This window comes from Modestobacter sp. Leaf380, assembly GCF_001424485.1.
Classification (GTDB): Bacteria; Actinomycetota; Actinomycetes; order Mycobacteriales; family Geodermatophilaceae; genus Klenkia.
This window is the reverse complement of record NZ_LMQC01000022.1, coordinates 186,456-212,246: the sequence shown is the minus strand read 5'-3', so window position 1 is coordinate 212,246 and position 25,791 is coordinate 186,456. Positions and strand designations below refer to the sequence as shown.

The 25,791-nt window shown below is 75.0% G+C and carries 24 protein-coding genes; 4 read left to right on the top strand and 20 right to left on the bottom strand.

The features are described from left to right. Nucleotides 1–2: 2 nt before the first annotated feature. The gene (gene rpe, locus ASG41_RS20285; protein ID WP_235564948.1) at nucleotides 3–680 is read right to left on the bottom strand and encodes a ribulose-phosphate 3-epimerase; all 678 of its coding nucleotides are present in this window, start codon (nucleotides 678–680) and stop codon (nucleotides 3–5) included. A gap of 267 nt (nucleotides 681–947) precedes the next feature. Here rpe and ASG41_RS20280 point away from each other — a divergent pair, with 267 nt between their 5' ends. The 3 genes from ASG41_RS20280 to ASG41_RS20270 all read left to right on the top strand — a co-directional run bounded on the left by ASG41_RS20280 (nucleotide 948) and on the right by ASG41_RS20270 (nucleotide 2,472). Then, a complete protein-coding gene (locus tag ASG41_RS20280; protein WP_056299655.1) occupies nucleotides 948–1,154 on the top strand; it encodes a hypothetical protein in 207 nt (68 codons plus the stop codon). A gap of 104 nt (nucleotides 1,155–1,258) precedes the next feature. Next, on the top strand, nucleotides 1,259–1,825 hold the full coding sequence (locus ASG41_RS20275) for a hypothetical protein (protein WP_056299649.1): 567 nt from the start codon (nucleotides 1,259–1,261) through the stop codon (nucleotides 1,823–1,825). A gap of 41 nt (nucleotides 1,826–1,866) precedes the next feature. Further along, nucleotides 1,867–2,472 (top strand): hypothetical protein, encoded by a 606-nt coding sequence (locus tag ASG41_RS20270; RefSeq protein ID WP_162245589.1) that lies wholly within the window; start codon nucleotides 1,867–1,869, stop codon nucleotides 2,470–2,472. A 15-nt stretch (nucleotides 2,473–2,487) separates the two neighbouring features. On the opposite strand, the gene acs is transcribed toward ASG41_RS20270, so the two are convergent. The 11 genes from acs to mihF all read right to left on the bottom strand — a co-directional run bounded on the left by acs (nucleotide 2,488) and on the right by mihF (nucleotide 15,344). Beyond that, nucleotides 2,488–4,437, bottom strand: a complete 1,950-nt coding sequence (gene acs, locus ASG41_RS20265) for an acetate--CoA ligase (RefSeq protein WP_056299643.1) — start codon at nucleotides 4,435–4,437, stop codon at nucleotides 2,488–2,490. Nucleotides 4,438–4,455: 18 nt separating this feature from the next. Beyond that, a complete protein-coding gene (locus ASG41_RS20260) occupies nucleotides 4,456–6,186 on the bottom strand; it encodes an alpha/beta-hydrolase family protein (RefSeq protein WP_157519565.1) in 1,731 nt (576 codons plus the stop codon). A gap of 170 nt (nucleotides 6,187–6,356) precedes the next feature. Continuing rightward, entirely contained in the window at nucleotides 6,357–7,775 is a 1,419-nt protein-coding gene (locus tag ASG41_RS20255) for an RsmB/NOP family class I SAM-dependent RNA methyltransferase (RefSeq protein ID WP_056299640.1), read from the bottom strand. Next, nucleotides 7,772–8,764 carry a methionyl-tRNA formyltransferase gene (fmt, locus tag ASG41_RS20250; RefSeq protein ID WP_235564947.1) on the bottom strand — a complete coding sequence of 331 codons (993 nt, stop codon included), beginning with the start codon at nucleotides 8,762–8,764 and terminating at the stop codon, nucleotides 7,772–7,774. The genes ASG41_RS20255 and fmt overlap by 4 nt, the downstream gene beginning before the upstream one ends. Next, on the bottom strand, nucleotides 8,707–9,264 hold the full coding sequence (gene def / locus ASG41_RS20245) for a peptide deformylase (RefSeq protein ID WP_056299851.1): 558 nt from the start codon (nucleotides 9,262–9,264) through the stop codon (nucleotides 8,707–8,709). Before def ends, fmt begins: the two co-directional genes overlap by 58 nt. Nucleotides 9,265–9,289: 25 nt before the next feature. Beyond that, complete coding sequence (locus ASG41_RS25325) at nucleotides 9,290–11,242, bottom strand: primosomal protein N' (RefSeq protein ID WP_056299634.1); 1,953 nt, start codon at nucleotides 11,240–11,242, stop codon at nucleotides 9,290–9,292. Nucleotides 11,243–11,283: 41 nt separating this feature from the next. Then, complete coding sequence (gene metK / locus ASG41_RS20235) at nucleotides 11,284–12,498, bottom strand: methionine adenosyltransferase (protein WP_056299629.1); 1,215 nt, start codon at nucleotides 12,496–12,498, stop codon at nucleotides 11,284–11,286. 106 nt (nucleotides 12,499–12,604) lie between these two features. Further along, nucleotides 12,605–13,819, bottom strand: a complete 1,215-nt coding sequence (coaBC, locus tag ASG41_RS20230) for a bifunctional phosphopantothenoylcysteine decarboxylase/phosphopantothenate--cysteine ligase CoaBC (RefSeq protein ID WP_056299626.1) — start codon at nucleotides 13,817–13,819, stop codon at nucleotides 12,605–12,607. 166 nt (nucleotides 13,820–13,985) lie between these two features. Beyond that, the gene (gene rpoZ, locus ASG41_RS20225) at nucleotides 13,986–14,249 is read right to left on the bottom strand and encodes a DNA-directed RNA polymerase subunit omega (RefSeq protein ID WP_014741310.1); all 264 of its coding nucleotides are present in this window, start codon (nucleotides 14,247–14,249) and stop codon (nucleotides 13,986–13,988) included. A 153-nt stretch (nucleotides 14,250–14,402) separates the two neighbouring features. Beyond that, nucleotides 14,403–14,972 carry a guanylate kinase gene (gmk, locus tag ASG41_RS20220; protein ID WP_056299623.1) on the bottom strand — a complete coding sequence of 190 codons (570 nt, stop codon included), beginning with the start codon at nucleotides 14,970–14,972 and terminating at the stop codon, nucleotides 14,403–14,405. A 42-nt stretch (nucleotides 14,973–15,014) separates the two neighbouring features. Then, entirely contained in the window at nucleotides 15,015–15,344 is a 330-nt protein-coding gene (gene mihF / locus ASG41_RS20215; protein WP_056299620.1) for an integration host factor, actinobacterial type, read from the bottom strand. 187 nt (nucleotides 15,345–15,531) lie between these two features. Here mihF and ASG41_RS23810 point away from each other — a divergent pair, with 187 nt between their 5' ends. Next, nucleotides 15,532–15,681, top strand: coding sequence for a hypothetical protein (locus ASG41_RS23810; protein ID WP_157519563.1), 150 nt, complete (start codon nucleotides 15,532–15,534; stop codon nucleotides 15,679–15,681). Nucleotides 15,682–15,690: 9 nt separating this feature from the next. On the opposite strand, the gene pyrF is transcribed toward ASG41_RS23810, so the two are convergent. Genes pyrF through pyrR form a run of 8 tightly spaced genes read right to left on the bottom strand, consistent with a single transcriptional unit; the run spans nucleotide 15,691 to nucleotide 25,773 of the window. Continuing rightward, nucleotides 15,691–16,533 carry an orotidine-5'-phosphate decarboxylase gene (gene pyrF / locus ASG41_RS20210; protein WP_235564946.1) on the bottom strand — a complete coding sequence of 281 codons (843 nt, stop codon included), beginning with the start codon at nucleotides 16,531–16,533 and terminating at the stop codon, nucleotides 15,691–15,693. After that, nucleotides 16,530–17,513 (bottom strand): dihydroorotate dehydrogenase, encoded by a 984-nt coding sequence (locus ASG41_RS20205; RefSeq protein WP_235564945.1) that lies wholly within the window; start codon nucleotides 17,511–17,513, stop codon nucleotides 16,530–16,532. The genes pyrF and ASG41_RS20205 overlap by 4 nt, the downstream gene beginning before the upstream one ends. After that, nucleotides 17,510–18,520 (bottom strand): dihydroorotate dehydrogenase electron transfer subunit, encoded by a 1,011-nt coding sequence (locus tag ASG41_RS20200; protein ID WP_235564944.1) that lies wholly within the window; start codon nucleotides 18,518–18,520, stop codon nucleotides 17,510–17,512. The genes ASG41_RS20205 and ASG41_RS20200 overlap by 4 nt, the downstream gene beginning before the upstream one ends. Next, a complete protein-coding gene (gene carB, locus ASG41_RS20195) occupies nucleotides 18,517–21,846 on the bottom strand; it encodes a carbamoyl-phosphate synthase large subunit (protein WP_056299616.1) in 3,330 nt (1,109 codons plus the stop codon). The genes ASG41_RS20200 and carB overlap by 4 nt, the downstream gene beginning before the upstream one ends. Then, complete coding sequence (carA, locus tag ASG41_RS20190) at nucleotides 21,833–22,948, bottom strand: glutamine-hydrolyzing carbamoyl-phosphate synthase small subunit (RefSeq protein WP_056299613.1); 1,116 nt, start codon at nucleotides 22,946–22,948, stop codon at nucleotides 21,833–21,835. Before carA ends, carB begins: the two co-directional genes overlap by 14 nt. Then, entirely contained in the window at nucleotides 22,945–24,231 is a 1,287-nt protein-coding gene (locus ASG41_RS20185; protein WP_056299608.1) for a dihydroorotase, read from the bottom strand. The genes carA and ASG41_RS20185 overlap by 4 nt, the downstream gene beginning before the upstream one ends. Further along, nucleotides 24,228–25,145 (bottom strand): aspartate carbamoyltransferase catalytic subunit, encoded by a 918-nt coding sequence (locus ASG41_RS20180; RefSeq protein WP_056299605.1) that lies wholly within the window; start codon nucleotides 25,143–25,145, stop codon nucleotides 24,228–24,230. Before ASG41_RS20180 ends, ASG41_RS20185 begins: the two co-directional genes overlap by 4 nt. Further along, nucleotides 25,138–25,773: a bifunctional pyr operon transcriptional regulator/uracil phosphoribosyltransferase PyrR gene (gene pyrR / locus ASG41_RS20175; protein ID WP_056299602.1), complete on the bottom strand. Its 636-nt coding sequence runs from the start codon at nucleotides 25,771–25,773 to the stop codon at nucleotides 25,138–25,140. Before pyrR ends, ASG41_RS20180 begins: the two co-directional genes overlap by 8 nt. Nucleotides 25,774–25,791: the final 18 nt, after the last annotated feature.

Below are 25,791 nucleotides of genomic sequence, written 5' to 3'. Positions count from 1 at the left end.
AGTCACCGGGGTGCGGACGCGCGGGCTGCCTGCGCCCGGAGCGCGGCGATGGCCGCGGCCGGGTCGTCGGCGCCGTAGACGGCGGAGCCCGCGACGAAGACGTCGACACCGGCCTCGGCGGCGAGCTCGATGGTGTCGGCGTTGATGCCGCCGTCGATCTCGACGAGCAGCTCCAGGTGGCCGGTGTCGACGAGCCGACGGGCCTCCCGGACCTTGCTCAGCACGTCGGCGATGAAGGACTGGCCGCCGAAGCCGGGCTCGACGCTCATCACCAGCAGGGTGTCGAAGTCCTTGAGCACCTCGGTGTAGCGCTCCAGCGGGGTGCCCGGCTTGATCGCCAGGCCGGCCAGCGAGCCGGCGGCGCGCAGGTCACGGGCCAGGTCGCGGGGGTCACCGGTGCAGGCCTCGGCGTGCACCGTGACGTTGCGGGCGCCGAGCTCGGCGTAGCCGGGGGCCCAGCGCTCCGGGTCCTCGATCATCAGGTGGCAGTCCAGCGGCACCGGGCTGACCCGCGCGATCGCCTCCACCACGGGCCGCCCGAGGGTCAGGTTCGGCACGAAGTGGGCGTCCATGACGTCGACGTGCACCCAGTCGGCGTCGGCGATCCGGGCGGTCTCCTCGGCGAGCCGGGCGAAGTCCGCGGACAGCAGGCTGGGCGCGATCATCGGGGTGCGGGACACCGGGTGATCGTAGGTGCGGGCGGCGACGACGCCTGCCGGGTGCTGCGGACCGGGTGGCCCACCTGGGCTCGATCGTACGAGACCGATCGGGCTTCGAAGTGCGGTGTTGCGCGGAGTGGATCATGCTCATCCCCGTGACGACCAGGGAGTTCGTGCGTCGACTGCTGCTGGTTGGGCCGTGGGCCGCCGGCTCGGTGTGGGCGGTCGGGGTGCTGATGCCGGGGGGGCGGGACTGCCGTCCTCGTCCTGACCGGGACCCTGGTCGCCGTGCTCCTGGCGGGCGACCTGCTGCCCAGCTCGCCGCCGCCACGGTGGGGGGTGTGGCCGGTCCTCACGCCGGCGTGCCTGCTCGCCGCCGCCTGTGTGGTCGCCGCTGTCGTGCGGGGCGACGCGCTGGCCGCGGGGCCGGCGGTGCTGCTGCTGGGTGGGGCGCCGCTGGCCTGGCGGCTGCGCGAGACGCCGGCCAGCGTGTGAGCGAGGCCCGCACGTCTGCCGACCAGGAGGCACCTGCACCCCCGTGGACGCCGGCTGCCCGACGGCGTCGGCGCGCCCGCCGCGCGTTCCTCGGGCTCGTACCCGTGGCCGCGGTGGTGGTGGTGGTGACCGCCGGCCACCCCGTCACCGGTCCGGGGCTGTTCGCGATCGGCTCGCTCGCGGTCATCGTGCTGCTCGGCTGGTGGGCGGTCGAGCGCTCCGCGGGCAACGACCCGTGGCGACTGTGGCGCCGCGCCAGCGGCGAGGACCCGGGGTGGCAGCGGGACCTGGACGAAGCACGAGCCGCCTACGGGCTCAGACACCACGTGCCCGTGGGACTCGCCGCCCGCCCGCGCATCCGCGACATCGCGGAGCGGGCCCAGCGGGAGGTCCGGTACGCGGTCCCGGTGTCCGTGCTGCAGTTCGCGGTGGGCGCCTACTGGCTGAACCAGGAGGGCGACAGGACGGACCTCCTCCTGGGCGCAGGCTGGCTCGTGATCGGCGTCGTCATGGTCACGTCCGCGGCCGTGCGGGCCCGGTGGGCGCGCCGTTGGTTGCGGGACCCGCCCGTCGAGGTGGAGTCGGCGGGACCGGACGCGACCGGACTCACGACTCCTGGAGCGGGTCCTCCGTCGCCCAGGCGGACCGGTACCCCGGAGGGGCCACGGTGAGCGGGCACGCCCCTGCCCCTCCGGACGACCGGGTGACCCCCGTGGAGTGGGCGTTCGCACCCGTCGTCTCGACGTGGTTCCTCGGGCAGTACCTGCTGACCGGCCAGGCACTGGGCCTGTCCGGGCGGGCCGGGGCGATCGCCGTCGCCGGGTACTCGGCACTGGTCGTGCTGACGGTCGTCGTCCTCACGTCGGTGCCCGCGGCCCGCAGGCGCGGCGCCAGCGGACACGCGGTGGAACGCGCCCTGCGCCGCCACGAGGACCCCGGGCCCGGCCTCCGGGAGCGGGCCGATCGGCAGGCCCACCACGCTGCCGCCTTCGGCTGGGGTGCCTGGCTCTTCCCGGTCGCCCTGGTGTGCTTCCTCGCCGCCGGAGTGCTGCAGCGTCCCTGGCCAGCGGTCGTCGTCGGCGGGCTGCTGATGACCGCGAGCACCGTCGTGGCCACGCGGTGGCTGCGGGGTCGTGCGGCGGACGCGCGTCGCTGGCTGGCCGACCCGCCGGGACCGCCCCGTGCGGCACCCGTGGCCGGGTGGGGGTTCCGCTGGGCGAGCGGTCGGCGTGGCGGCGCACTCGTCGCGGTGGTCGTGCTGGTGGTCGTGCTGGTCGTCATCGCCCTCGGCGCGGGGACAGCACTGCTGGTCAGCTGACCGGGCGACGCCGGGTCAGCCGGCATCACCACGCCCGGCGACGTGCGCCGCCCACGCGTCCTCCACCACGGTCAACGACCCGGCGTCGGTCAACGACGTCACGTCGCCGCCACCGCGCCCGGCCGTCATGTCCGCCATCAGCCGCCGCATGATCTTGCCCGAGCGCGTCTTGGGCAGGTCGGTCACCACGACCACCTCACGGGGCTTGGCGACCGCCCCGACCCGGGTCGCGACATGGGCGCGGAGCTCCTCGGTGAGACCGGCGTCGTCGGCACCGGGGGTGTCACGGGTGATGACGAAGGCGACGATCCGCTGGCCGGTGACGTCGTCCGGCGCCCCCACGACGGCGGCCTCGGCGACCCGCGGGTGCGACACCAACGCCGACTCCAGCTCGATGGAGGACAGCCGGTGCCCGGACACGTTGAGCACGTCGTCGATCCGGCCGCCGATCCAGATGTAGCCGTCCTCGTCCTTGGACGCCGAGTCCCCCGCCAGGTACCAGCCCCGCTCCGCGTACGGCGCCCAGTAGGAGCGCACGAAGCGGTCGTGGTCGCGCCACACGGTGCGCGCCATGCCGGGCCACGGCCGGGTGATCACCAGGTTGCCCTCGACACCGGGCGGGGTCTCCACGCCGGCGTCGTCGACGACGGTGGCGGCCAGGCCGGGCAGCGGCACGGTCGCCGAGCCGGGCTTGAGCGGGGTGACCCCGGGCAGCGGAGCGATCACGGCCGCACCGGTCTCGGACTGCCACCAGGTGTCCACCACCGGGCACCGGCCGCCACCGACGTGCCCGTGCAGCCAGCGCCACGCCTCGGGGTTGATCGCCTCCCCCACCGAGCCGAGCAGCCGCAACGAGGACAGGTCGTACCCGGCGGGCAGCTGCGGGCCGTGCTTCATGAACGTCCGGACCAGCGTCGGCGCCGTGTAGTACGTCGTCACCCGGTGCTGCTGGATGAGCTCGAAGTGCCGGCCCGGGTGCGGGGTGAGCGGGCTCCCCTCGTAGACGACCTGGGTCGCGCCGTTGGAGAGCGGGCCGTAGAGCACGTAGGTGTGCGCGGTGACCCAGGCCAGGTCGGCCTGGCACCAGTAGACGTCGTCGTCCTGCAGGTCGAACAGCGCCCAGTGCGTCCAGCTGGCGTGCGTCAGGTAGCCGCCGGTGGTGTGCACCAGGCCCTTGGGCCGCCCCGTCGTCCCCGAGGTGTAGACGATGAACAGGGGGTGCTCGGCGTCGAAGGACGGCGCGGTGTGCTCGGTGGACTGCCGGTCGACGACGTCGTGCCACCACACGTCGCGGCCCTCGGTCCAGGGCACGTCGGCCTCCCCCGTGCGCCGGACGACGAGCACGTGCTCGACGTGGTCGAGGCCCTCGACCGCCTCGTCCGCGGCGGCCTTGACCCCCACCGCCTGCCCGCGGCGGAACTGCCCGTCGGAGGCGATGAGCAGCTTCGCGCCGGTGTCGGCGACCCGGAACCGCAGCGCCTGCGCGGAGAACCCGCCGAAGACCAGCGACACGACCGCGCCGATGCGCGCACACGCCATCGTGGCGACGACGGTCTCCACCAGCACCGGCAGGTACAGCACCACCCGGTCCCCCGCGACGACGCCGAGCTCCTCCAGGGCGTTGGCGAGTCGGCACACCTCGTCCTGCAGCTGGGCGTAGGTGACGGTGCGGCCGTCGCCGGGCTCGCCCGCCCAGTGCAGCGCGACCTTCTCGCCCCGTCCGGCCGCGACGTGCCGGTCGACGCAGTTCACCGCCACGTTGAGCCGGCCGCCGTCGAACCAGCGGGCCGTGGGCAGGTCGGCGTCGTCGAAGACGGTGTGCCAGGGGGTGTCCCACTGCAGCCGGCCGGCCTGCTCGGCCCAGAAGGCCAGCGGGTCGGCCTCGGCCCGGGCGTACACCTCGGCACCGACGTTGGCCTGCGCGGCGAACGCCGGCGGCGGGGGGATGACGAGGGGGTCGGTCACAGGTCCTCCAGGGGGGCGTCAGCCGACGACGGCACGAGCCCGGTCGGTGTCGGCGGCGGTCCAGCCGTCGGGCGGGGCGATCAGCAGCCAGGCGTCCAGCAGCAGGTCACCGTAGTTGTGGCCGTACCCGTCGGGTGGGGACTGGGCGTTGGTCATGTCCACCGTCACCTGCCAGAAGGTGACGACGGGGTACCAGCTCATGGCCGGCGAGACCCCCTCCCCGCGGGGCTCCACCAGCCAGTCCGGCCGGGTGAGGAGCAGGTCCGGGGACCACCAGACGATCGGGTCGGTGGGGTGCTGCAGGTAGACCACCCGGGGGTCCAGCCACTCGGTGGCCGGCTCCTCGAGGTCCTCGATCCCGGACCCGAAGCGGACGGCGATCCCACCCGCGTACACCGGCTCCACCTCGGGTTCGCCCGGGTCCCGGCGCTCCACGAACGCCGACCACAGCTCGTTGCTGTTGGGCGGGCCGACCCACAGCACGCCGTCGGCGCGCTCCCGGATGTCGGCCAGACCGGAGAAGGCCGCCTCCGAACCGGCCGAGCCCAGGCTCTCGCCGTAGACCAGCAGCCGCGGGCGGCCGGCCTCGGGCAGCTGCTGCACCCGCTCGTACACGGCGTCGAACAGCGTCCGACCGGCGGCGGCCGCGCGGGAACGGTCGACGATGAAGGACAGCCAGCTCGGCAGGTAGGAGTACTGGGTGGCCACCGTCGCGGTGTCCCCGCCGTAGACCAGCTCCAGGGCCTGGGGCGCCGCGCTGTTCACCCAGCCGGTCCCGGTCGTCGTGACCACGGCCAGCACCTCGCGGTCGAACGCGCCGGTGCGCTCCAGCTCGGCGACGGCGAGCGCGGCCCGGTCCTCGGGGGCGTCGGCGGACTCCAGGCCGACGTAGGCCCGGATCGGCACGGTGACGGCGTCCTCGTCGACACCGGCAGCTCCCGCGATCCGCGCGCGGGACGGCCCGCCGGCGACGAAGGCCTGCCCCTCCGAACCCAGCGTGTCCCACGCCGCGAGCGACCCCGGCGACCCGGAGCGCTCAGCCAGCGTGGGCTGCTCGACCCCGTCCTTGGTCTCGTCGTTGGTGACGCTGAAGCTGGTGTCCGCCGCCGACAGAGCCCAGCGCAGCACCACGCCCTCCACCAGCCCGACCACGACCGCCAGCGCCACCAGTCCACCGATCACCTGCGCCGGCCGCTGGGGCAACCGCACCCGGCGCAGCACCCGGGTGACCAGCCGGCCGATCCAGCGCACCCCGCGGGCCAGCGCGACCAGCAGCACCGCCACCACGACGATCGCCGGGGCCGCGCGCAGCCAGCCGGCCGCGGTCTCCCCCGGCAGGCCGATCAGCGCCCGGACCTCCCGCTGCCAGTCCGAGGCGATGGTCAGCACCACCAGCAGCGACACCGGGACGGCGACCAGCAGCACCAGCCACGCCGTCGTCCGCACCCAGCCCGGCAGGCGCGCCCGGGCCCACGCCTCCACCTGCTGCCACCGCGACCACCGCCGCAGCAACCACACCAGCCCGACCGCGACCCCGTAGCCGATGGCCGCGGAGATCCCGCTGACCACCGCCTGGAAGAACCAGGTCCGGGGCAGCAGCGAGGGGGTCATCGCCAGCAGCGCGAACACGGTGCCGACCACCAGCCCCGCCGGGTCCGCGCGCAGCGTCCGCCAGCCCCGCCGGTCCATCAGGCGGGGCCGCGGCTCCCCGGGTCCCGCCGTGGTCCCGACGGCCGGCGAGGAGGTCACCGGACGATGGTCGGGGAGAACCCGCAGGTCCGCGCGGCGGGCCGGCGAGATCACACCCGGCCCGGCGCGGCAGCGCGACCAGACGCGGCGCAGCAGCGCGACCACACCCGGCGCAGCAGCGCGACCACACCCGGCGCAGCAGCGCGACCACACCCGGCGCAGCAGCGCGACTAGACCCGGCGCAGCAGCGCGATGAACATCGCGTCCGTGCCGTGCCGGTGCGGCCACAGCTGCACCGCGTCACCACGGGCGGCGTCGGGCACGTCCGGGAACAGCGGCGCCACCGGCAGCTGCTCCACGTCGTCCCGGGCGACGGCGGCCGCGACCACCTCGACGGTCTCGGCGGTGTGCGGCGAGCACGTCACGTACGCGACCACCCCGCCCGGCCGGACGGCGTCCAGCGCGGCGGTGAGCAGCGCGCGCTGCAGCTCGGCGAGCGGGGCGACGTCCTCGGCGGTCCGCCGCCAGCGCACCTCGGGACGACGGCGCAGCGCGCCCAGTCCGGTGCACGGCGCGTCCAACAGCACGCGGTCGAAGGACCCCGGCTGCCACGGCCCGGATCGGCCGTCGGCGACCAGCACGTCGACGTCCTCGGCACCGGCCAGCGAGCTGCGGACCAGCTCGGCCCGGTGCTCGGAGCGGTCCGCGGCGGTGAGGTGCACCCCGGCCGGGCGGGTGGCGGCCAGCAGCGCCGCCTTGCCCCCGGGGCCCGCGCAGACGTCCAGCCAGCGTGCGTCGGTGCCCTCCAGCGGCGCCCGCAGCAGGGCCAGCGCGGCCAGCTGGGAGCCCTCGTCCTGGACGGCGGCGTCACCGGAGGCGACCGCGGCGATGCGGCCGGGGTCCCCGCCGTGCAGCCGGACCGCGTACGGCGACCACGGGCCGGGGTCGCCGTCGACGGCGTCGACCAGCTCGTCCCGGTCCACCCGCCGGGCGACCAGGTGCACCTCGGGCGCCTCGTCGTCGGCCAGCAGGGCTGCCTCGAGCTCGGCGTCGGCCGACGCGTCGTCGGAGGTCTCCCCCAGTGCCTCCCGCCAGGCCTTTACGACCCACAGCGGGTGGTCGGTGAGCAGCGCGAGCCGCTCGTCCCCGGTGGCCCCGAGTGCTGCGACCCAGGCCTCCCGGTCCCCGCCGGCGCCGACCTTGCGGAGCACCGCGTTGACCAGGCCGGAGGCACCCGTGCCCACGATCGCCCGGGTGAGCGCGACCGTGGTGTCCACGGCCGCGTGCGCAGGCACCCGCAGGTCGATGAGCTGGTGGGCGCCCAGCCGCAGCAGGTCCAGCACCCGGGGGTCCAGCTCGGCCAACGGGCGGCTGACCAGCCCCGTCAGCACGGCGTCCAGGGTGCCGGTGGCCCGCAGCGTGCCGTAGGCCAGTTGGGTGGCGAAGCCGGCGTCCCGGGGGTCCAGCTGCCGCTCGCGCAGCAGCTGGGGCAGCAGCAGGTTCGCGTAGGCGGCGCGCGAGGACACCCCGTCCAGGACGTCGTAGGCGGTGAGCCGGGCGCCGTCCAGGGTCGGGCGGACCCGGCGGCTCTCCGGCCGGTTCTGCTTGGTGCGCGGCCCGGCGGGACCGCGGCGTCGTGGTGCGGTCATGCGCCCAGCTCCTCGTGCTCGGCCGGGCGGGCGCCGCGCGCCCAGTCCGCGGCGGGGACCATCTTCTTGCCGGCGGGCTGCACGGCGCCCAGCCGGACCACACCGCGGCCGGTGCCGACCAGCACGCCCGCGGGGGTCACCGTCACCTGACCCGGCGCCAGCTCGGGAGCCTCGGTCACCGGCCGCACCGGCTCCACCGGGCCCAGCCGCAGCCGGTCCCCGCGCCACGTCGTCCACGCGCCGGGCGCCGGCGTGACCCCGCGCACCCGCCGGTCGACGACGTGCGCCGGCAGCGTCCAGTCGACCCGGGCGTCGGCGGTCTCGATCTTGGGTGCCAGCGAGACACCGTCGGTGGGCTGCGGCTGGGGCACCAGCGACCCGTCGGCGATGCCGTCCATCGTGGCGACCAGCAGCCGCGCACCGGTGACGGCGAGCCGGTCCAGCAGGTCCCCCGCGGTGTCCCGGGGGCCGATGCCCTCGGTGACGACGCCGAACACCGGCCCGGTGTCCAGGCCCTGCTCCAGCGCGAAGGTGGCGGCACCGGTGACCTCGTCACCGGCCATCACCGCGTGCTGCACGGGGGCGGCACCGCGCCAGGCCGGCAGCAGCGAGAAGTGCAGGTTGACCCAGCCGTGCACCGGCACGTCCAGCGCGGCCGGGGGCACCAGGGCGCCGTAGGCCACCACCGGTGCGCAGTCCACGGCCAGGGCGGCGAGCTGGTCGAGGAACCCCGGCTCCCGCGGGGACCGGGGCTGCAGCACGGGGATGCCGGCCTCGTCGGCGCGCTGGGCGACCGGGGACCGGACCTCCCGGCGGCCGCGGCCGGCCCGGGCGTCGGGCCGGGTCAGCACCGCGACCACCTCGTGGTCGCTGGCGAGCAGGGCGTCGAGCGACGGGACGGCCGGGGCCGGGGTCCCGGCGAAGAGCAGCTTCAGTGCGGGCTCACCTTCACGACCGGTGCGGGGGCGGGCTCGCCCGAGGGCAGCCACGCCTGGTGGCCCTGCCACTCGGCCTCGGTGAGCACCGACAGTGCCGCCTCCCGGGCCTGGGCGTCGAGCCGGTCGACGAACAGCACGCCGTCGAGGTGGTCGGTCTCGTGCTGGATCGCCCGGGCCAGCTTGTGGGAGCCCTCCACCCGGATCGGCTCACCGTGCACCGTCCAGCCGGTGGCTGCGACGTAGAGGTGCCGGCGGCAGTCGAACCGGTAGCCGGGGATCGACAAGCAGCCCTCGGCGTCCTCCTCGGTCTCCTCCCCCACCGGCGTGACGTCGGGGTTGACGATGTGGCCGACCTCGCCGTCGACGTACCAGGTGAAGACCCGCAGGCCCACGCCGATCTGCGGGGCGGCCAGGCCGGCCCCGCCCGCGGCGTGCATGGTCTCGGTCAGGTCGGTGACCAGCTGGCGGAGTTCGGCGTCGAAGTCGACGACCGGGGCGGCCACGGCGCGCAGCACCGGGTCGCCCATGATCCTGATCGGGGTGACGCTCACCCGGTGAGTCTAGGGCTCCGGGAGCTCAGGCCAGGTCCAGCGGGTCCAGCTGCACCCGGACGTGCTCGGGGGTCTTCCGCGCCGACCGCACGCCCTGCACGTCGTGCAGCGCCCGGGCCAGGGCCACGCCGTCACTGCGCCGGGCGCGGACCAGGAACCGCTCCCGCTCGCCCTCCTGCCCAGGCCGGGGCGCCTCGGGCACCGGGCCCAGGACGTCGGCCCCCTCCGGCAGCCGCAGGGCCGCCAGGAACTCGGCCAGCGCCGCCGGGGACGCCGACAGCGACGCCATCCGGCTCACCGGCGGGAACCCCAGCTCGCGCCGGTCGGCCAGTTCGCGCCCGGCCAGCCCGGCCGGGTCCCACCGCACCAGCGCCTGGACGACGGGGTGCCCGGCGTCCGCGGTCACCACGACCTGGCCGCCGGCCGACGCCGACCGCACCATCGCCGCGGCGTTGAGCCAGCGCCGCATCGTCTCCTCCGCCGCGCGCAGGTCCGCCCGGCCCAGCAGCGCCCAGGAGTCCAGCAGCAGCGCGGCCCCGTACCCGCCCTCGACGGTCGGCTCGGCCCCCGGGGTGGCGACGACGATCGCCGGCCCCGGCTCGACGGTGGCCAGCACCTGCCCGCGGCCGCTGACCCGCACGGTGGCACCGGCGAACGCCCGGCCCAGCTCCTCCGCCGTCCGGGAGGCGCCGACGACCGAGGCCCGCAGCTTCGTCCCGTGGCAGTGCGGGCAGTCGAAGGTGGCGGCCGGTCGGGCACACCAGCGGCAGGCCGCGACCCGGGCGCCGGCCGCTCCCGCACGTGCCGCGACCCCCAGCGGCCCGGCGCAGTGCCGGCAGCGCGCGGGTGCCCGGCAGCGGTCGCACACCAGCCCGGGCGCGTACCCGGCCCGGGGCACCTGGACCAGCACCGGGGCGCCGGCGGCCAGCGCCTCCCGGGCCACCCGGAAGGCCAGCGACGGCAGCCGGGCGCTGCGGGCGGCGGCGTCCCGGGCCAGCTCGGAGTCCTCCCCCAACGCCTGCACCCGGGGCGCGGCAGCCCGCAGGGTGGCCCGCTCGGCGACCAGCTCGTGCGCCCAGCCGGACTCCACCAGCAGCGCCGCCTCCGCCGTCCGGGCGTACCCGGCGACGACGGCGGAGCAGCCGGCCAGGTGCGCCCGGTGCACCAGCACGTCGCGGGTGTGCGGGTACGGCGCGCGGGGCTCGGCGTGCAGGTCGTCGCCGTCGTCCCAGACGACGACGAGACCCAGGTCGCGGACCGGGGCGAACACGGCGCCGCGGGTGCCCAGCACGACCTGCGCGGTCCCGCGGGACACGGTGAGGAACCGGCCGTAGCGGGTGTCCGGTGTCGAGTCCGACCGCAGCACGGCGACCGACCCCTTGGGCAGCAGCGCCTGCGCGGCAGCGGCGAGCCGGTCCAGGTCCTTGCCGTCGGGGACCACGACCAGCGCCCCGCGGCCGCCGGACAGGCTGGCCCGGCACAGCTCGACCAGACGGGCCGGCCAGTCCTCGCCGGGCAGCGCCGTCCACACGGCGCGGACCGGGCGGCCCAGCGCGAGTGCCTCCAGGAAGGCCTCGCCGGTGGGGTACCGGGAGAAGCCGGCCGGGTCCGGTGGCTCCGGTGCCGGCGGCGGGTCGGCGACCGGGCGCTTCTCCGGGGCGCCGCGCCGAGGCGGCAGGGCCAGCCGGAGCACGTCGGTCATCGCCCCGGCGTACCGGTCGGCGACCGAGCGGGCCAGCTCGGCGACCTCGGGGGTGAGCACCGGCTCGGGCGAGACCAGCTTGGCCAGCGGCGCGAGCTTGCCGGTGTGCGTGGTGGTGGACCCGACGTCGAGCACGACGCCGTCGACCAGCTGCCCGGCGAACCGGACCCGCACCCGGCACCCGGCGACGACGCCCTCGGCGAGCTCGTCGGGGACGGCGTAGTCGAAGGGCCGGTCCAGGTGTGCCAGGGGCACGTCGACGACGACCCGGGCCACCCGCAACGGCGGGTGGCCCGGGTCGGTCGACGGGAGGGTGCTCAGCTGACGCCGGTGGCCGACTTCAGGGCCTCGACCCGGTCGGTCTTCTCCCAGGGCAGGTCCAGGTCGGTGCGCCCGAAGTGGCCGTAGGCCGCGGTCGGGGCGTAGATCGGCCGGAGCAGGTCCAGGTCGCGGACGATCGCGCCGGGGCGCAGGTCGAACACGGTGGTGATCGCCTTCTCCAGGACGTCGTCCGGGACGGTGCCGGTGCCGAAGGTCTCCACGAAGAGGCCGACCGGGCTGGCGGCGCCGATCGCGTAGGCGACCTGCACCTCGCAGCGGCGGGCCAGGCCCGCGGCGACGACGTTCTTGGCGACCCAGCGCATCGCGTAGGCGGCCGAGCGGTCCACCTTCGACGGGTCCTTGCCGGAGAAGGCACCGCCGCCGTGGCGGGCCATGCCGCCGTAGGTGTCGACGATGATCTTGCGGCCGGTCAGACCGGCGTCGCCCATGGGGCCGCCGATGACGAACTTGCCGGTCGGGTTGACCAGCAGCCGGTGCCCGGTGGTGGGCAGCCCGAGCGCGGCGAGCTCGGGCTGGACCACGAGCTCCTCGATGTCGGGGGTCAGCAGCGTCTCGATCGAGATGTCCTCGGCGTGCTGGGAGGACACCACGACGGTCTCGACGCCGACGGGACGGTCGTCCTCGTAGACCACGGTGACCTGGGTCTTGCCGTCGGGGCGCAGGTAGGGCACCGAGCCGTCCTTGCGCACCGCGGACAGCCGCTTGGACAGCCGGTGGGCCAGCGCGATCGGCAGCGGCATGAGCTCGGGGGTCTCGTCGCTGGCGTAGCCGAACATCAGGCCCTGGTCGCCGGCGCCCTGGCTGGCGATGAGGTCCTCGGCGGCCTGGGCGCGGTCGGCGGCCCCGGTCCGGGTCTCGTAGCCGACGTCGACGCCCTGCGCGATGTCCGGGGACTGCGCGCCCAGGGACACGCTCACGCCGCAGGAGGCGCCGTCGAAGCCCTTGCGCGAGGAGTCGTAGCCGATCCGCAGGATCGTCTCGCGGACGATCGCGGCGATGTCGACGTAGCCGGCGGTGGTGACCTCACCGGCGATGTGCACCTGGCCGGTCGTGATCATGGTCTCGACGGCCACCCGGCTGCGCGGGTCCTGGCGGAGCATCTCGTCCAGGATCGAGTCGCTGATCTGGTCGGCGATCTTGTCGGGGTGACCCTCGGTGACCGACTCGGACGTGAACAGACGACGTGACACTCGGGACTCCCTGGTGCGGTGAGGTGGGCGGCGCGGCTGCGCGCTCCCTGAGGCTGTGGTGGCGGCGACCGACGGTGTTCCTCGTCCGGGCGCCCGGCGGATGAGGTTACCGGCGGGTGCGCAGCCGTGGCACGACGGCGTCCCAGATGCCGGTGGCCACGAGGTCCTTGGGGCCGGTGGGGACGGTGGTGACCGTCCCGTCGGCGGCGAGCACCGTCACCGCGTTGTCCGGCCGGCCGAAGACCTGCCCGGCGGAGACGTCGTTGACCACCAGCAGGTCGCAGCCCTTGCGGGCCAGCTTGGCCCGGGCGTGCCCGAGCACGTCGTCGTCGGCGTCCCCGGTCTCGGCGGCGAAGCCCACCACCAGCTGCCCCTCCGGGCGGGCGGCGACCAGCTCGGCGAGGACGTCGGCGTTGCGGGTGAGGGCGACCGCGGTGGGCTCGCTGCCGCTGCCCTTCTTCATCTTCGTGTCGGCGACGGCGGTCGGGCGGAAGTCCGCGACCGCGGCGGCCATGACGACGACGTCGGCGGCCGGCGCGTGCTCGGCCATCGCGGACCGCAGGTCCCCGGCGGACCCGACCGGGACCACCCGGCAGCCGAAGGGGGCGGTGTCCTCGACGTTGGCGGCGACCAGCGTGACGTCGGCGCCGCGGGCGGCGGCGACGCGGGCCAGGGCCCAGCCCTGCCGGCCCGACGACCGGTTGCCCAGGTAGCGGACCGGGTCCAGCGGCTCCCGGGTGCCGCCGGCGCTGACCAGGACCCGGGTGCCGGCCAGGTCGTGGGCCAGCGTCCCGCCGTCGAGGACCACCTGGAGCAGGGCGGCGACGTCGGCGGGCTCGGGCAGCCGGCCGGGACCGGAGTCCGGTCCGGTCAGCCGCCCCACGGCCGGGGGGAGCACGATCGCACCGCGGCGGCGCAGCGTGGCCACGTTGTCCCGGGTGGCCGGGTGCAGCCACATCTCGGTGTGCATCGCCGGCACGAAGACCACCGGGCAGTGCGCGGTGAGCAGGGTGGCGGTGAGCAGGTCGTCGGCCCGCCCGGACGCCGCCCGGGCCAGCAGGTCGGCCGTCGCGGGGTTGACCACGACCAGGTCGGCGGTCTGGCCGATCCGCACGTGCGCGACCTCGGGGACGTCGTCCCAGACCTCGGTGCTGACCGGGTTGCCGCTCAGTGCCTCGAACGTCGCCGCGCCGACGAACCGGAGCGCCGACGCCGTCGGCACCACCCGCACGTCGTGCCCGCGCTCGGTCAGCGCCCGCAGCAGCAGCGCCGACTTGTAGGCGGCCACGCCGCCCCCGACGCCCAGCACGATCCGGCTCATGCGCTCATCCTCTCCACCAACGACAGAACCCCCGACGTCGGTCGGGGGTTCGATCACCATCCCGGGGGATGGAGCAGGCTCGTCCCGGGGTCCCGGGGTCCCGGGGTCCCGGGGTCCCGGGGTCCCGCGGCACGCGCTGCGTGTCGTGGGGTGGGACGGGGTCGGCCTAGTTCTCGCCGGCCGTGTGGGTCAGCAGGCCCTCGTTGATCTCGCGGAGCGCGATCGAGAGCGGCTTCTCCTGGGGCGCGGTGTCGACCAGCGGGCCGACGTACTCCAGCAGGCCCTCGGAGAGCTGGCTGTAGTAGGCGTTGATCTGACGGGCCCGCTTGGCCGCGTAGATGACCAGGCCGTACTTGCTGCTGGTGCGCTCGAGCAGCTCGTCGATCGGGGGGTTGGTGATGCCCTCGGGGGCAGGTGCGACTCCGGACACGGGCGTGGGTGCTCCTCGGTAGGACGGTGTGCGCGGGGGGCTCGGGGCGACGGCGACGGACTGCCGCGGTCGAGCCGGGAGGGCCGCAGCCACCAAGACTACCGCGTCCCGGCCGCGTCTGTGACGCCGCCCGTGCCGTCGACGACCCGGGGGTCAGACGGCGGGGGGTGTGGTGAGCAGTGCCACGAGCTCGTCGGCGGCCCGGGCCAGGTCGTCGTTGACCACGACGACGTCGTAGTCGCCGACGGCCTCCATCTCGGTCGCGGCGATCGCCAACCGGCGCTCACGGACCTCGAGGGGCTCGGAGCCACGGCCGGCGAGCCTGGCGGCCAGCTCCTCGAACGACGGCGGGGCCAGGAAGACCAGCTGCGCGTCGGGGGCGGCCTGCCGGACCTGCCGGGCGCCCTGCATCTCGATCTCCAGCAACGCGGGGCTGCCGGAGGCCAGCTGCTCCTCGACGGGGGCGCGGGGGGTGCCGTAGCGGTTGCCGGCGTACTCGGCCCACTCGAGCAGGCCGTCGTTGGCGACCAGCCAGTCGAAGGACTCGGCGTCGACGAACAGGTAGTGCTCGCCCTCGACCTCACCGGGCCGGGGTGCCCGGGTGGTGACCGAGACCGACACCCACACCTCGGGGTGCCGGCGCCGGACCTCGGCCACCAGGGTGCCCTTCCCCACGCCCGAGGGCCCGGACAGCACGGTCAGACGTGCGGGTGGTCGAGCCACGTGTCTCAGGCGTCCTCGGGCGTGGGGAACGGGGGGGGTGTGTCAGGCGGCGGGCTGGTCGCCGGCGAACTCGGCTTCCAGGGCCTTGCGCTGGTTGGCACCCAGACCGCGCACTCGGCGGGTCGGGGAGATCTCCAGTCGCTCCATGATCTTCGCAGCCCGCGCCTTGCCCACGCCGGGCAGGGACTCCAGGACCGCGGAGACGCGCATCTTGCCGATGATCTCGTCGGACTCGCCCTGCTTGAGGACGTCACCGACCGAGGTGCCCTTGCTCTTGAGCTTCTCGCGGAGCTCGGCGCGGACCTTGCGGGCGGCGGCGGCCTTCTCGAGGGCGGCTGCGCGCTGTTCGGGGGTCAGTGTGGGGAGGGGCACGGGGCAACCCAATCGTCGTGTGGCCGACGGGGTCCCCGTCGGCTGGTTCGGTGTGTGGAGGTCGATCAGAGGGGCGGTGGCCCGCTTGCTCGAGCCTGGCGGCCAACCTAGTCACCGTGAACCCGCAGGTCACGTGCCCCCCGGGGTCGACCCACACCAGGTCGTGTGCTGGGCTCAGGAACGCCTCGTGACCATCATGATCACCCTGGGTCATACCCGCACGTCGAGATCGTGTCAGTCGACCGGTCCGCTGGATGGGCGGCGCAACCGACCCGGCATCGAAGCGGAACAGAACGGACCGGGCCGGATCGGGCCGATGGTGCGCGCCCGCTCGTGACCGCGCCGGTCAGCCGGCGAGCGCGTCCGCCCAGCGGGCCGCCGCGGCACGCAGCCCGGCGACGTCGGGACCGGCACCCAGCACGTCCCGGGACACCGTCGGGACGACGGCCTGACCGGCACCGAAGAGCCGGACCAGGTCCGCCGGGGTACCGCCCTGGGCACCCAGCCCCGGGGCCAGCACCGAGCCCCCCAGGGCGCTCAGGTCGACGTCCAGCTCGCCCAGCGTCGCCCCCACGACGACGCCGAACGCGCCCAGGCCGGGCCCGAACGCACGACCGGCGTCCCCGTTCCACCCACCCACGGTGTCCACCACGGCCTGGGCGACGCTGCGGTCCCCGACCAGGGCGTGCTGGAACGTCCCGGCGTCCGGGTTCGACGTCCGCGCCAGCACGTACAGGCCCCCGCCGTGCTCCCGGGCCGCGTCCACGGCCGGGCGCAGCGAGTCCGGCCCCAGGTAGGGACTGACCGTGAGCGCGTCGACGTGCAGCGGGTGGGCCGGGTCCAGCACGGTCGCGTACCCGGCCATGGTGGAGCCGATGTCACCGCGCTTGGCGTCGAGCAGGACCAGCGCGCCGGCTGCCCGGGCCGCCACCACGGCCGCCTCCAGGACGGCGAGGCCCCGGGACCCGTGCCGCTCGTAGAACGCCGACTGCGGCTTGAGCACGGCCACCCGGTCGGCGAGCGCGGTCACCACGGTGTCGGTGAACGCGCTCAGGCCGGCGACGTCGTCGGTGAGGCCCCAGGACAGCAGCAGCTCGCGGTGCGGGTCGATGCCCACGCACAGCGGCCCGCGGGCGGCGGCCGCGGTGGCCAGCCGGGCGCCGAAGGGCGGCGTCACGGTCCCGGTCACCGGCCGTGCCGCCCGGGGCTCTCCTCGGGACGACGGTGGGCGTAGCCGATGGCGTCGGCGAGCCGGCCGAAGCCGCGCTCCCCCAGCGCCTCGGCCAGCTCCGCGTGGATCCGGGCCGGTGCGGAGGGGTCGTTGAACACCGCGGTGCCCACCGACACGGCACCCGCACCGGCCAGCACGAACTGCAGCGCGTCCAGGCCGGTGCGGATGCCGCCCATGCCCAGGATGGGCACGTTGGGCAGCGCCTGGTGCACCTGCCACACGCACCGCAGCGCCACCGGCCGGATCGCCGGGCCCGACAGACCCCCGGTGACCCCGCCCAGCACCGGGCGCATCGTGTCGGTGTCGATGACCAGGCCCAGCAGCGTGTTGATCATGGACAGCCCGTTGGCGCCGGCGTCCGAGCAGGCTCGGGCCACCGAGACGATGTCGGTGACGTCGGGGGTGAGCTTGGCGTACACCGGGTGCGCCGGGTCGGCGACCGCCCGGACCGCGGCCAGCACCTCGGCGGAGGCATCGGGGTTGCAGGCGAAGACCTCGCCACGGCTCTCCACGTTCGGGCAGGAGATGTTGACCTCGATGCCCAGCACGCCGGGCGCCCCGCGCAGCCGCTGCGCGAGCTCGGCGAAGTCCTCGGTGCGCGACCCGGCGATGGACACGAAGGCCTTCGCGCCGCGCTGCGCCAGCCAGGGCAGCTCGTCGGCCAGCAGCCCGTCGATGCCGGGGCCCTGCAGTCCGATCGAGTTGATCATCCCGCTGGGCGTCTCGGCCATCCGCGGCGTCGCCCGGCCCGAGCGGGGCCGCAACTGCACCGACTTGGTGACGACGGCGCCGATGCCCTCCAGGTCGAAGAACGGGTCCAGCTCGCGGCCGAAGGACGAGCAGCCCGAGGCGGTGAGCACCGGGCTCACCACCGGCACCCCGCCGATGGAGGCCTGCATGTCCACGCTGGGCACGTCGAGCTCGGGCAACGCGGTCACGGTGTCTCCCCCTCCACGGCCGGCGTGTGCGCCGGCCCCATCGCGTCCGCGCCCACGACGTCGGCCGGCAGGGTGCCGACGTCGTCGAAGCGCACCCGGTCCCCGGCGAACACCGGGCCCTCCACGCAGGACCGGGAGAACCGGGTCCGGCCGTCGGCGGACACCACCGGCAGCACGCAGGTCATGCAGACGCCGATGCCGCAGGCCATCGACTCCTCCACGGCCACCCAGGAGGGCACCCGGCGGGCGGTGGCGAGGTCGGCGACCGCGCGCAGCATCGGCATCGGCCCGCAGGCGTAGACGACCCCGGCACCGGCGACCAGCTCGGCGACCGGGCCGGTGACCCGGCCCCGGCGACCGCTGCTGCCGTCGTCGGTGGTGACCACGAACGGCGCCGCCACGGCGGCCAGGTCGTCGACGGAGCACAACCGCGCCTCGTCGCCGGCGCCGACGACCGCAGCCACCTCGTGCCCCCGGGAGCGCAGCAGCCCACCCAGGCCGACCAGGGCGGCCGCGCCGTACCCGCCGCCGACCAGCAGCGCCGGGGTGCCCTCGGGGGGCAGCGGGAACGGCCGGCCGAGCGGGCCGACGACGTCGACCTCCTCGCCCGGCCGCAGGGACGCCAGCCACGTGGACCCCGCGGCCCGGGCCGAGACGACGACGGAGAACCGGCCCTCGCCCACACCGGCGATGGCGATGGAGCGGCGCAGCAGCATGGCCGACGTCGGGCCGCCGACGGCGAAGGCGACGAACTGACCCGGCTGCGCGGTGTCGGCGATGTCGGGCGCCTCGAGGGTCAGCTCCACGTAGGCGCTGACCGGCCGCGAGCCGACCACGACGGCCATGCCCTGCACCGGCGGGTGCAGCGGCGGCGGGGCGGGCTCGCCGAGCAGCTCGCGCGTCGCACCGGGGACCGGCGGGAGCAGCCGCTCCCCGGTGGAGGTCGGCACCTCCTGGGTCAGGGCCCCCTCCGGCAGCGCGCCCCCCGGTGTCCCGTCCTCGGTCACCGGGTCTCCCCCGCGCCCGTCAGGGCGGCCGCGCGCGACGCGGCGAGGGCGGCGTGCAGGTCCTGCAGGCTCCGCACCCCGATCTCCCCGCGGCGCAGCGCCTCGACGCCCTGCACCGCGGCCGCCATGCCCTGCACGGTGGTGATGCACGGGATGCCGGCGGTCACCGCGGCGGTGCGGATCTCGTAGCCGTCCAGCCGGGGCCCCGAGTTGCCGGGGGCGCCGAACGGGGTGTTGACCACCATGTCGACCCGGCCGGCCAGGATCTCCTCGACGATGTTCCCCGGACCGTCGGAGAACTTGCCGACCACCGTGCAGTCGACCCCGTTGCGGCGCAGCACCTGGGCCGTGCCGGCGGTGGCCAGCACGGTGAAGCCCAGGTCGGCCAGCCGCTTGACCGGGAAGACGGCCGAGCGCTTGTCCCGGTTGGCCAGCGACACGAACACGGTGCCCTCGGTGGGCAGCGAGCCGTAGGCGGCGGCCTGGGACTTGGCGAAGGCGGTGCCGAACTCGGCGTCCAGTCCCATCACCTCACCGGTGGACTTCATCTCCGGGGAGAGCACCGTGTCCACGCCCATGCCGTCGGCGGTGCGGAACCGGTTGAAGGGCAGCACCGCCTCCTTGACCGCGATCGGGGCGTCGTCGGGCACGTCGGTGCCGTCCCCGACGGCCGGCAGCACGCCGGCGGCCCGCAGCTCGGCGATGGTCTGCCCGACCGCGATCCGGGCCGCCGCCTTGGCCAGCGGCACGGCCGTCGCCTTGGACACGAAGGGCACCGTCCGGCTGGCCCGCGGGTTGGCCTCCAGCACGTAGAGGACGTCGTCCTTGAGCGCGTACTGCACGTTCATCAGCCCGCGCACGCCGATCCGGGCGGCCAGCTTCTCCGTCGCCGCGCGGATCGCCCGCAGGTCGGTGGACCCCAGGGTGATCGGGGGCAGCGCGCACGCCGAGTCACCGGAGTGGATGCCGGCCTCCTCGATGTGCTCCATGACCCCACCCAGGTACAGGTCGGTGCCGTCGTAGAGCGCGTCGACGTCGATCTCCACGGCGTCCTCGAGGAACCGGTCGATCAGCACCGGGTGGTCCGGGCTGACATCGGTCGCCTTGGCCAGGTAGGCCTCCAGCGTGGCGTCCTCGTAGACGATCTCCATGCCGCGCCCGCCCAGCACGTAGGAGGGCCGGACCAGCACCGGGTAGCCGATCGAGGCGGCGATCTCCCGGGCCTCGTCGAAGCGGAACGCGGTGCCGTGCTTGGGCGCGGGCAGGCCGGTGTCGGCCAGCACCCGGGAGAACTCGGCCCGGTCCTCGGCGGCGTCGATGGCCTCCGGGGCGGTCCCGAGCACCGGGACGCCGGCGTCCTTGAGCCGCTGCGCCAGCGCCAGCGGGGTCTGCCCGCCCAGCGTGCAGATGACCCCGGCGACCGGGCCCGCGGCCCGCTCGGCCTCGACGACCTCGAGCACGTCCTCGAAGGTCAGCGGCTCGAAGTACAGCCGGTCGGCGGTGTCGTAGTCGGTGGAGACGGTCTCGGGGTTGCAGTTGACCATCACCGCCTCGTAGCCGGCGTCCTGCAGGGCCAGCACCGCGTGCACGCAGGAGTAGTCGAACTCGATGCCCTGCCCGATCCGGTTGGGTCCCGAGCCGAGGATCAGCACCGCCGGCTTCTCCCGGGGCGCCACCTCGGTCTCCTCGTCGTAGGTCGAGTAGTGGTAGGGCGTGGTGGCCTCGAACTCGGCGGCACAGGTGTCCACGGTCTTGTAGACCGGCCGGATCCCCAGCCGCCAGCGCAGCGTCCGGACGCCGTCCTCACCGGCCAGCTCGGGGCGCAGCGAGGCGATCTGCCGGTCGGACAGGCCGTGCCGCTTGGCCCGGCGCAGCAGCTCCGGGGTGAGCGAGGGCGCCTCCCGCACAGCGGTGCCGATCTCGTGCACCAGCAGCACCTGGTCGACGAACCACGGGTCGAAGCCGGAGGCCTCGGCCACCTGGGCGACGGTGGCGCCGGCGGCCAGGGCGCGCTCGGCGACGTAGAGCCGGCCGTCCAGCGGGGTGCGCAGCTGCTCGACCAGCTCCTCGGCGGTGGCCTCGGGCTGGGCGGGGCCGGTCCAGAAGCCGACCTGCGGGGTCTCGGTGGACCGCATCGCCTTGCCCAGGGCCTCGGTGAAGTTGCGGCCCATGCTCATGACCTCGCCGACGCTCTTCATCGTCGTGGTCAGCCGGGGGTCAGCACCGGGGAACTTCTCGAAGGCGAACCGCGGGATCTTCACCACGACGTAGTCCAGCGTCGGCTCGAAGGCCGCCGGGGTCACCTTCGTGATGTCGTTGGTGATCTCGTCGAGGGTGTACCCGATGGCCAGCTTCGCGGCGATCTTGGCGATCGGGAAGCCGGTGGCCTTGGAGGCCAGGGCGCTGGACCGCGAGACCCGTGGGTTCATCTCGATGACGACCAGGCGGCCGTTCTCCGGGTTCACCGCGAACTGGATGTTGCAGCCGCCGGTGTCCACCCCCACCTCGCGCAGCACGGCGATGCCGACGTCGCGCATGTGCTGGTACTCGCGGTCGGTGAGCGTCATCGCCGGGGCGACGGTCACCGAGTCCCCGGTGTGCACGCCCATCGCGTCGATGTTCTCGATCGAGCAGACGACGACCACGTTGTCGGTGTGGTCGCGCATCAGCTCGAGCTCGTACTCCTTCCAGCCCAGCACCGACTCCTCGATCAGGACGGTGTGGACCGGGGAGTCGGCCAGGCCGTGCCCGGCCATCCGGCGCAGCATCGCCTCGTCGGTGGCGAAGCCCGAGCCCAGCCCGCCCATGGTGAAGCTGGGCCGGATGACGACCGGGTAACCGACCTCGGCCGCCGTCGCCAGGGCCTCCTCGACGGTGCCGCAGACGGTCGACCGCGGGGCGTCGGCGCCGATGCTGCGGACGATGTCCTTGAACAGCTGGCGGTCCTCCCCGCGGTTGATCGCCTCCGCGTCGGCGCCGATCAACCGGACGCCGTACTTCTCCAGCACCCCGTTCTCCTGCAGCGCCAGCCCCAGGTTGAGCGCGGTCTGCCCGCCCAGGGTCGCCAGCAGCGCGTCGGGGCGCTCGGCGGCGATCACCTTCTCCACGAACTCCGGGGTCAGCGGCTCGACGTAGGTGGCGTCGGCGACCTCGGGGTCGGTCATGATCGTGGCCGGGTTGCTGTTGACCAGGCTGACCCGCAGGCCCTCGGCCTTGAGCACCCGGCAGGCCTGGGTGCCCGAGTAGTCGAACTCGCAGGCCTGGCCGATGACGATCGGCCCGGAGCCGATCACCATCACGTGCGCGATGTCGTCACGCTTGGGCACGGTTGTCCTCCATCAGGTCCACGAAGCGCTGGAAGAGCGGGGCCGCGTCGTGCGGACCGGCCGCGGCCTCGGGGTGGAACTGGACGCTGAACGCCGGCACGTCGAGGCACCGCAGGCCCTCGACCACCTGGTCGTTGAGCCCGACGTGGCTGACCTCGACCCGCCCGTAGGGGGTGTCCGTGGCCCGGTCGAGCGGGGCGTCGACGGCGAAGCCGTGGTTCTGGCTGGTCACGCGCACCGAGTCGGTGACCCGGTCGAGCACCGGCTGGTTCAGCCCGCGGTGACCGAAGGGCAGCTTGTAGGTGCCCAGGCCCAGCGCCCGGCCCAGGATCTGGTTGCCGAAGCAGATGCCGAACAGCGGGCGGCCCGCGTCCAGCACGCCCCGGACGGCGTCGACGGCGTAGTCCGAGGCGGCCGGGTCGCCGGGGCCGTTGGACAGGAAAACCCCGTCGGGACCGGCGTCCAGCAGCTCCTGCGCGGTGGCCGTGGCCGGCAGCACGTGGGTCTCCACGCCGAGCTCGGCCAGGTGCCGCGGGGTGGCCGCCTTGATGCCCAGGTCCAGGGCGGCGATCGTGTACTTCCGCTCCCCCACCGCGGCCACGACGTAGGCCGCCTCGGTGGTGACCTCCGGAGCCAGGTCGGCCCCGCTCATCGACGGCGCCGCGAGCACCTGGGTCAGCAGCTCGTCGACGTCGAGGACCTCGGTGGAGATGCCCACGCGCATGGCGCCGCGGTCACGCAGGTGCCGGGTCAGCGCCCGGGTGTCCACCCCGCTGATCCCCACGACGCCGTTGGCCGCCAGCTCGTCGTCCAGCGTCCCGCTGGAGCGCCAGTTCGACGGCGAGCGGGCGGGGTCGCGGACCACGAAGCCCGCGACCCAGATGCGGCGGGACTCGTCGTCCTCGCCGTTCACGCCGGTGTTGCCGATGTGCGGGGCGGTCATCACCACCACCTGGCGGTGGTAGCTGGGGTCGGTCAGCGTCTCCTGGTACCCGGTCATCCCGGTGGAGAACACCGCCTCACCGACCGTCGTCCCGGTCGCCCCGTAGGACTCACCGCGGAACGCGCGGCCGTCCTCGAGCACGAGCAGCGCCTCTGTCACTTCTGGACCTTCCCATCGAGGACCGACAGTTCTCCGCGCAACAGCGTGTGCACCACGCGGCCGGGGAGCTCCCGGCCGGCGTAGGGGCTGTTGCGGCTCTTGCTGGCCAGGGCGGCCGGGTCGACCACCGCGCGGGCGGCGGGGTCCAGGAGCACCAGGTTCGCCGGCTCGCCGACCGCGATCGGCCGGCCCTGGTGGGCGAGGCGGCCGATCCGCGCGGGCCGCACCGACATCCGGTCGGCCACCTCGCGCCAGGTCAGCAGCCCGGTGTCCACCATCGTGTCGACGACGACGCTCAGCGCCTGCTCCAGCCCGAGCATCCCGGGCCGGGCCGCGGACCACTCGCACTCCTTGTCCTCACCGGCGTGCGGGGCGTGGTCGGTGGCGACGGCGTCGACGGTGCCGTCGGCCAGCCCGGCCCGCAGCGCCGCGACGTCCTCGGCGGTGCGCAGCGGCGGGTTCACCTTGAACGTCGCGTCGTAGCCCTCGGCCTGGGCGTCGGTGAGCAGCAGGTGGTGCGGGGTGACCTCGGCGGTGACCTCGACGCCGCGGGACTTGGCCCAGCGGACCAGTTCCACCGACCCCGCCGTCGAGACGTGGCAGACGTGCAGCCGGGCACCCACGTGCTCGGCGAGCAGCACGTCGCGGGCGATGATCGCCTCCTCGGCGACGGCGGGCCAGCCGGTCAGGCCCAGCCGGGCCGAGCGGTCGCCCTCGTGCATCTGGGCGCCGACGGTGAGCCGGGGCTCCTCGGCGTGCTGGGCGACCACGCCGTCCAGCGCCTTGACGTACTCCAGGGCCCGGCGCATCAACGCCGGGTCCGAGACGCACTTGCCGTCGTCGGAGAACACCCGCACCCGGGCAGCGCTGTCGGCCATCGCGCCGAGCTCGGCCAGCTGGGTCCCGCCCAGCCCGACGGTCACCGCGCCCACCGGGACGACGTCGACCAGGCCGGCGTCCCCGCCCAGCCGCCACACCTGCTCGACGACGCCCGCGGTGTCGGCAACCGGGTCGGTGTTGGCCATCGCGTGGACGGCGGTGTAGCCGCCCAGTGCCGCGGCCCGGGAGCCGGTGAGGACGGTCTCGGTGTCCTCCCGGCCGGGCTCGCGCAGGTGGGTGTGCAGGTCGACCAGCCCCGGCAGGGCCACCAGGCCGGTGGCGTCGATCGTCCGACCGGTGCTGACCGACAGGTCCTCGCCGATCGCGGCGATCACCCCGTCGCGCACCAGGATGTCGACGGCGTCCTCGCCGTAGGGCTGGGCGCCCTTGATCAAGAGGGTCACGCGGGGCCTCCGAGCAGCAGGTAGAGGACGGCCATGCGCACGCTGACGCCGTTGCCGACCTGCTCGACGATCGTCGAGCGGGGTGAGTCCGCGACGTCCGCGGCGATCTCCATGCCGCGGTTCATCGGGCCGGGGTGCATGACGATCGCGTCGTCGGCGAGCTTGGCCATCCGGGTAGCGTCCAGGCCGTAGCGGCGGCTGTACTCCCGGGCGGAGGGGAAGAACGAGGCGTTCATCCGCTCGCCCTGCACGCGCAGCATCATCACCACGTCGGCCTGGGGCAGGACGGCGTCCAGGTCGTAGCTGACCGTCACGGGCCAGGAGCCGACGCCGACGGGCAGCAGGGTCGGCGGGGCCACCAGGGTGACCTCGGCGCCCAGGGTGTGCAGCAGCCAGACGTTGGAGCGGGCCACCCGGCTGTGCAGGACGTCCCCGGTGATGACGACCCGGACGCCCTCGAGCCGGCCCAGGCGCTGCCGGATCGTGTAGGCGTCCAGCAGGGCCTGGGTGGGGTGCTCGTGCGTGCCGTCGCCGGCGTTGACCACGCTGCCGGCCACCCAGGTGGCCAGCCGGTGCGGAGCCCCGGAGGACCCGTGCCGCACGACGATGCCGTCGGCGCCCATCGCCTCCAGGGTCAGTGCGGTGTCCTTGAGGCTCTCCCCCTTGGAGACGCTGGAGCCCTTGGCGGAGAAGTTGATGACGTCGGCGCTGAGCCGCTTGGCGGCCAGCTCGAAGCTGATCCGGGTCCGGGTGGAGTCCTCGAAGAACAGGTTGACCACCGTGCGCCCGCGCAGGGTGGGCAGCTTCTTGACCTCGCGGCCGGCCAGCGCGGACTCGATCTGGGCGGCGGTGTCCAGGACCAGGGTGGCGTCGGCGCGGTCCAGGTCGGCGGACTCGAGCAGGTGCCTACGCATCGGTGACGCTCACCCCGTCCTCGCCGTCGACCTCGGCCAGCCGCACCCGGACCTGCTGGGTGCGCGACGTCGGCACGTTCTTGCCGACGAAGTCGGCCTTGATCGGCAGCTCGCGGTGCCCGCGGTCGACCAGCACCGCCAGCTGGACGGCGCGCGGGCGGCCGACGTCACGCAGGCCGTCCAGGGCGGCGCGCACCGAGCGCCCGGAGAACAGCACGTCGTCGACGAGCACGACGAGCCGGCCGTCGATGCCGGCGTCGGGCAGCCGGGTGTCCTCCAGCGCGCGGACGCCGCGGGTGCGCAGGTCGTCGCGGTAGAGCGTGATGTCCACGGTGCCCACGTCGACGGCGGTGCCGGTGAACGCCTCGATCCGGGCGGCGAGCCGCCGGGCCAGCGGGGCACCCCGGGTCGGGATGCCGACCAGCACCAGGTCGGACAGGCCGTCCCCGGAGGAGGTGGAGCTGGCCGCCCGCTCGATGAGCTGGTGGGCGATCCGGTCCACGACGCGGGTGACGTCGTCGGCGGAGAGCAGCTGCTGCACACCCCCCGCGGTGGCGGTCGGGGTGGAGCTGGTGGTCTCGGGGCCCTCTGCGGGCACGCCGGTGGGCAAGGTCGATGGCGGGGCCATCAGGCCTCCTTCCCCGCC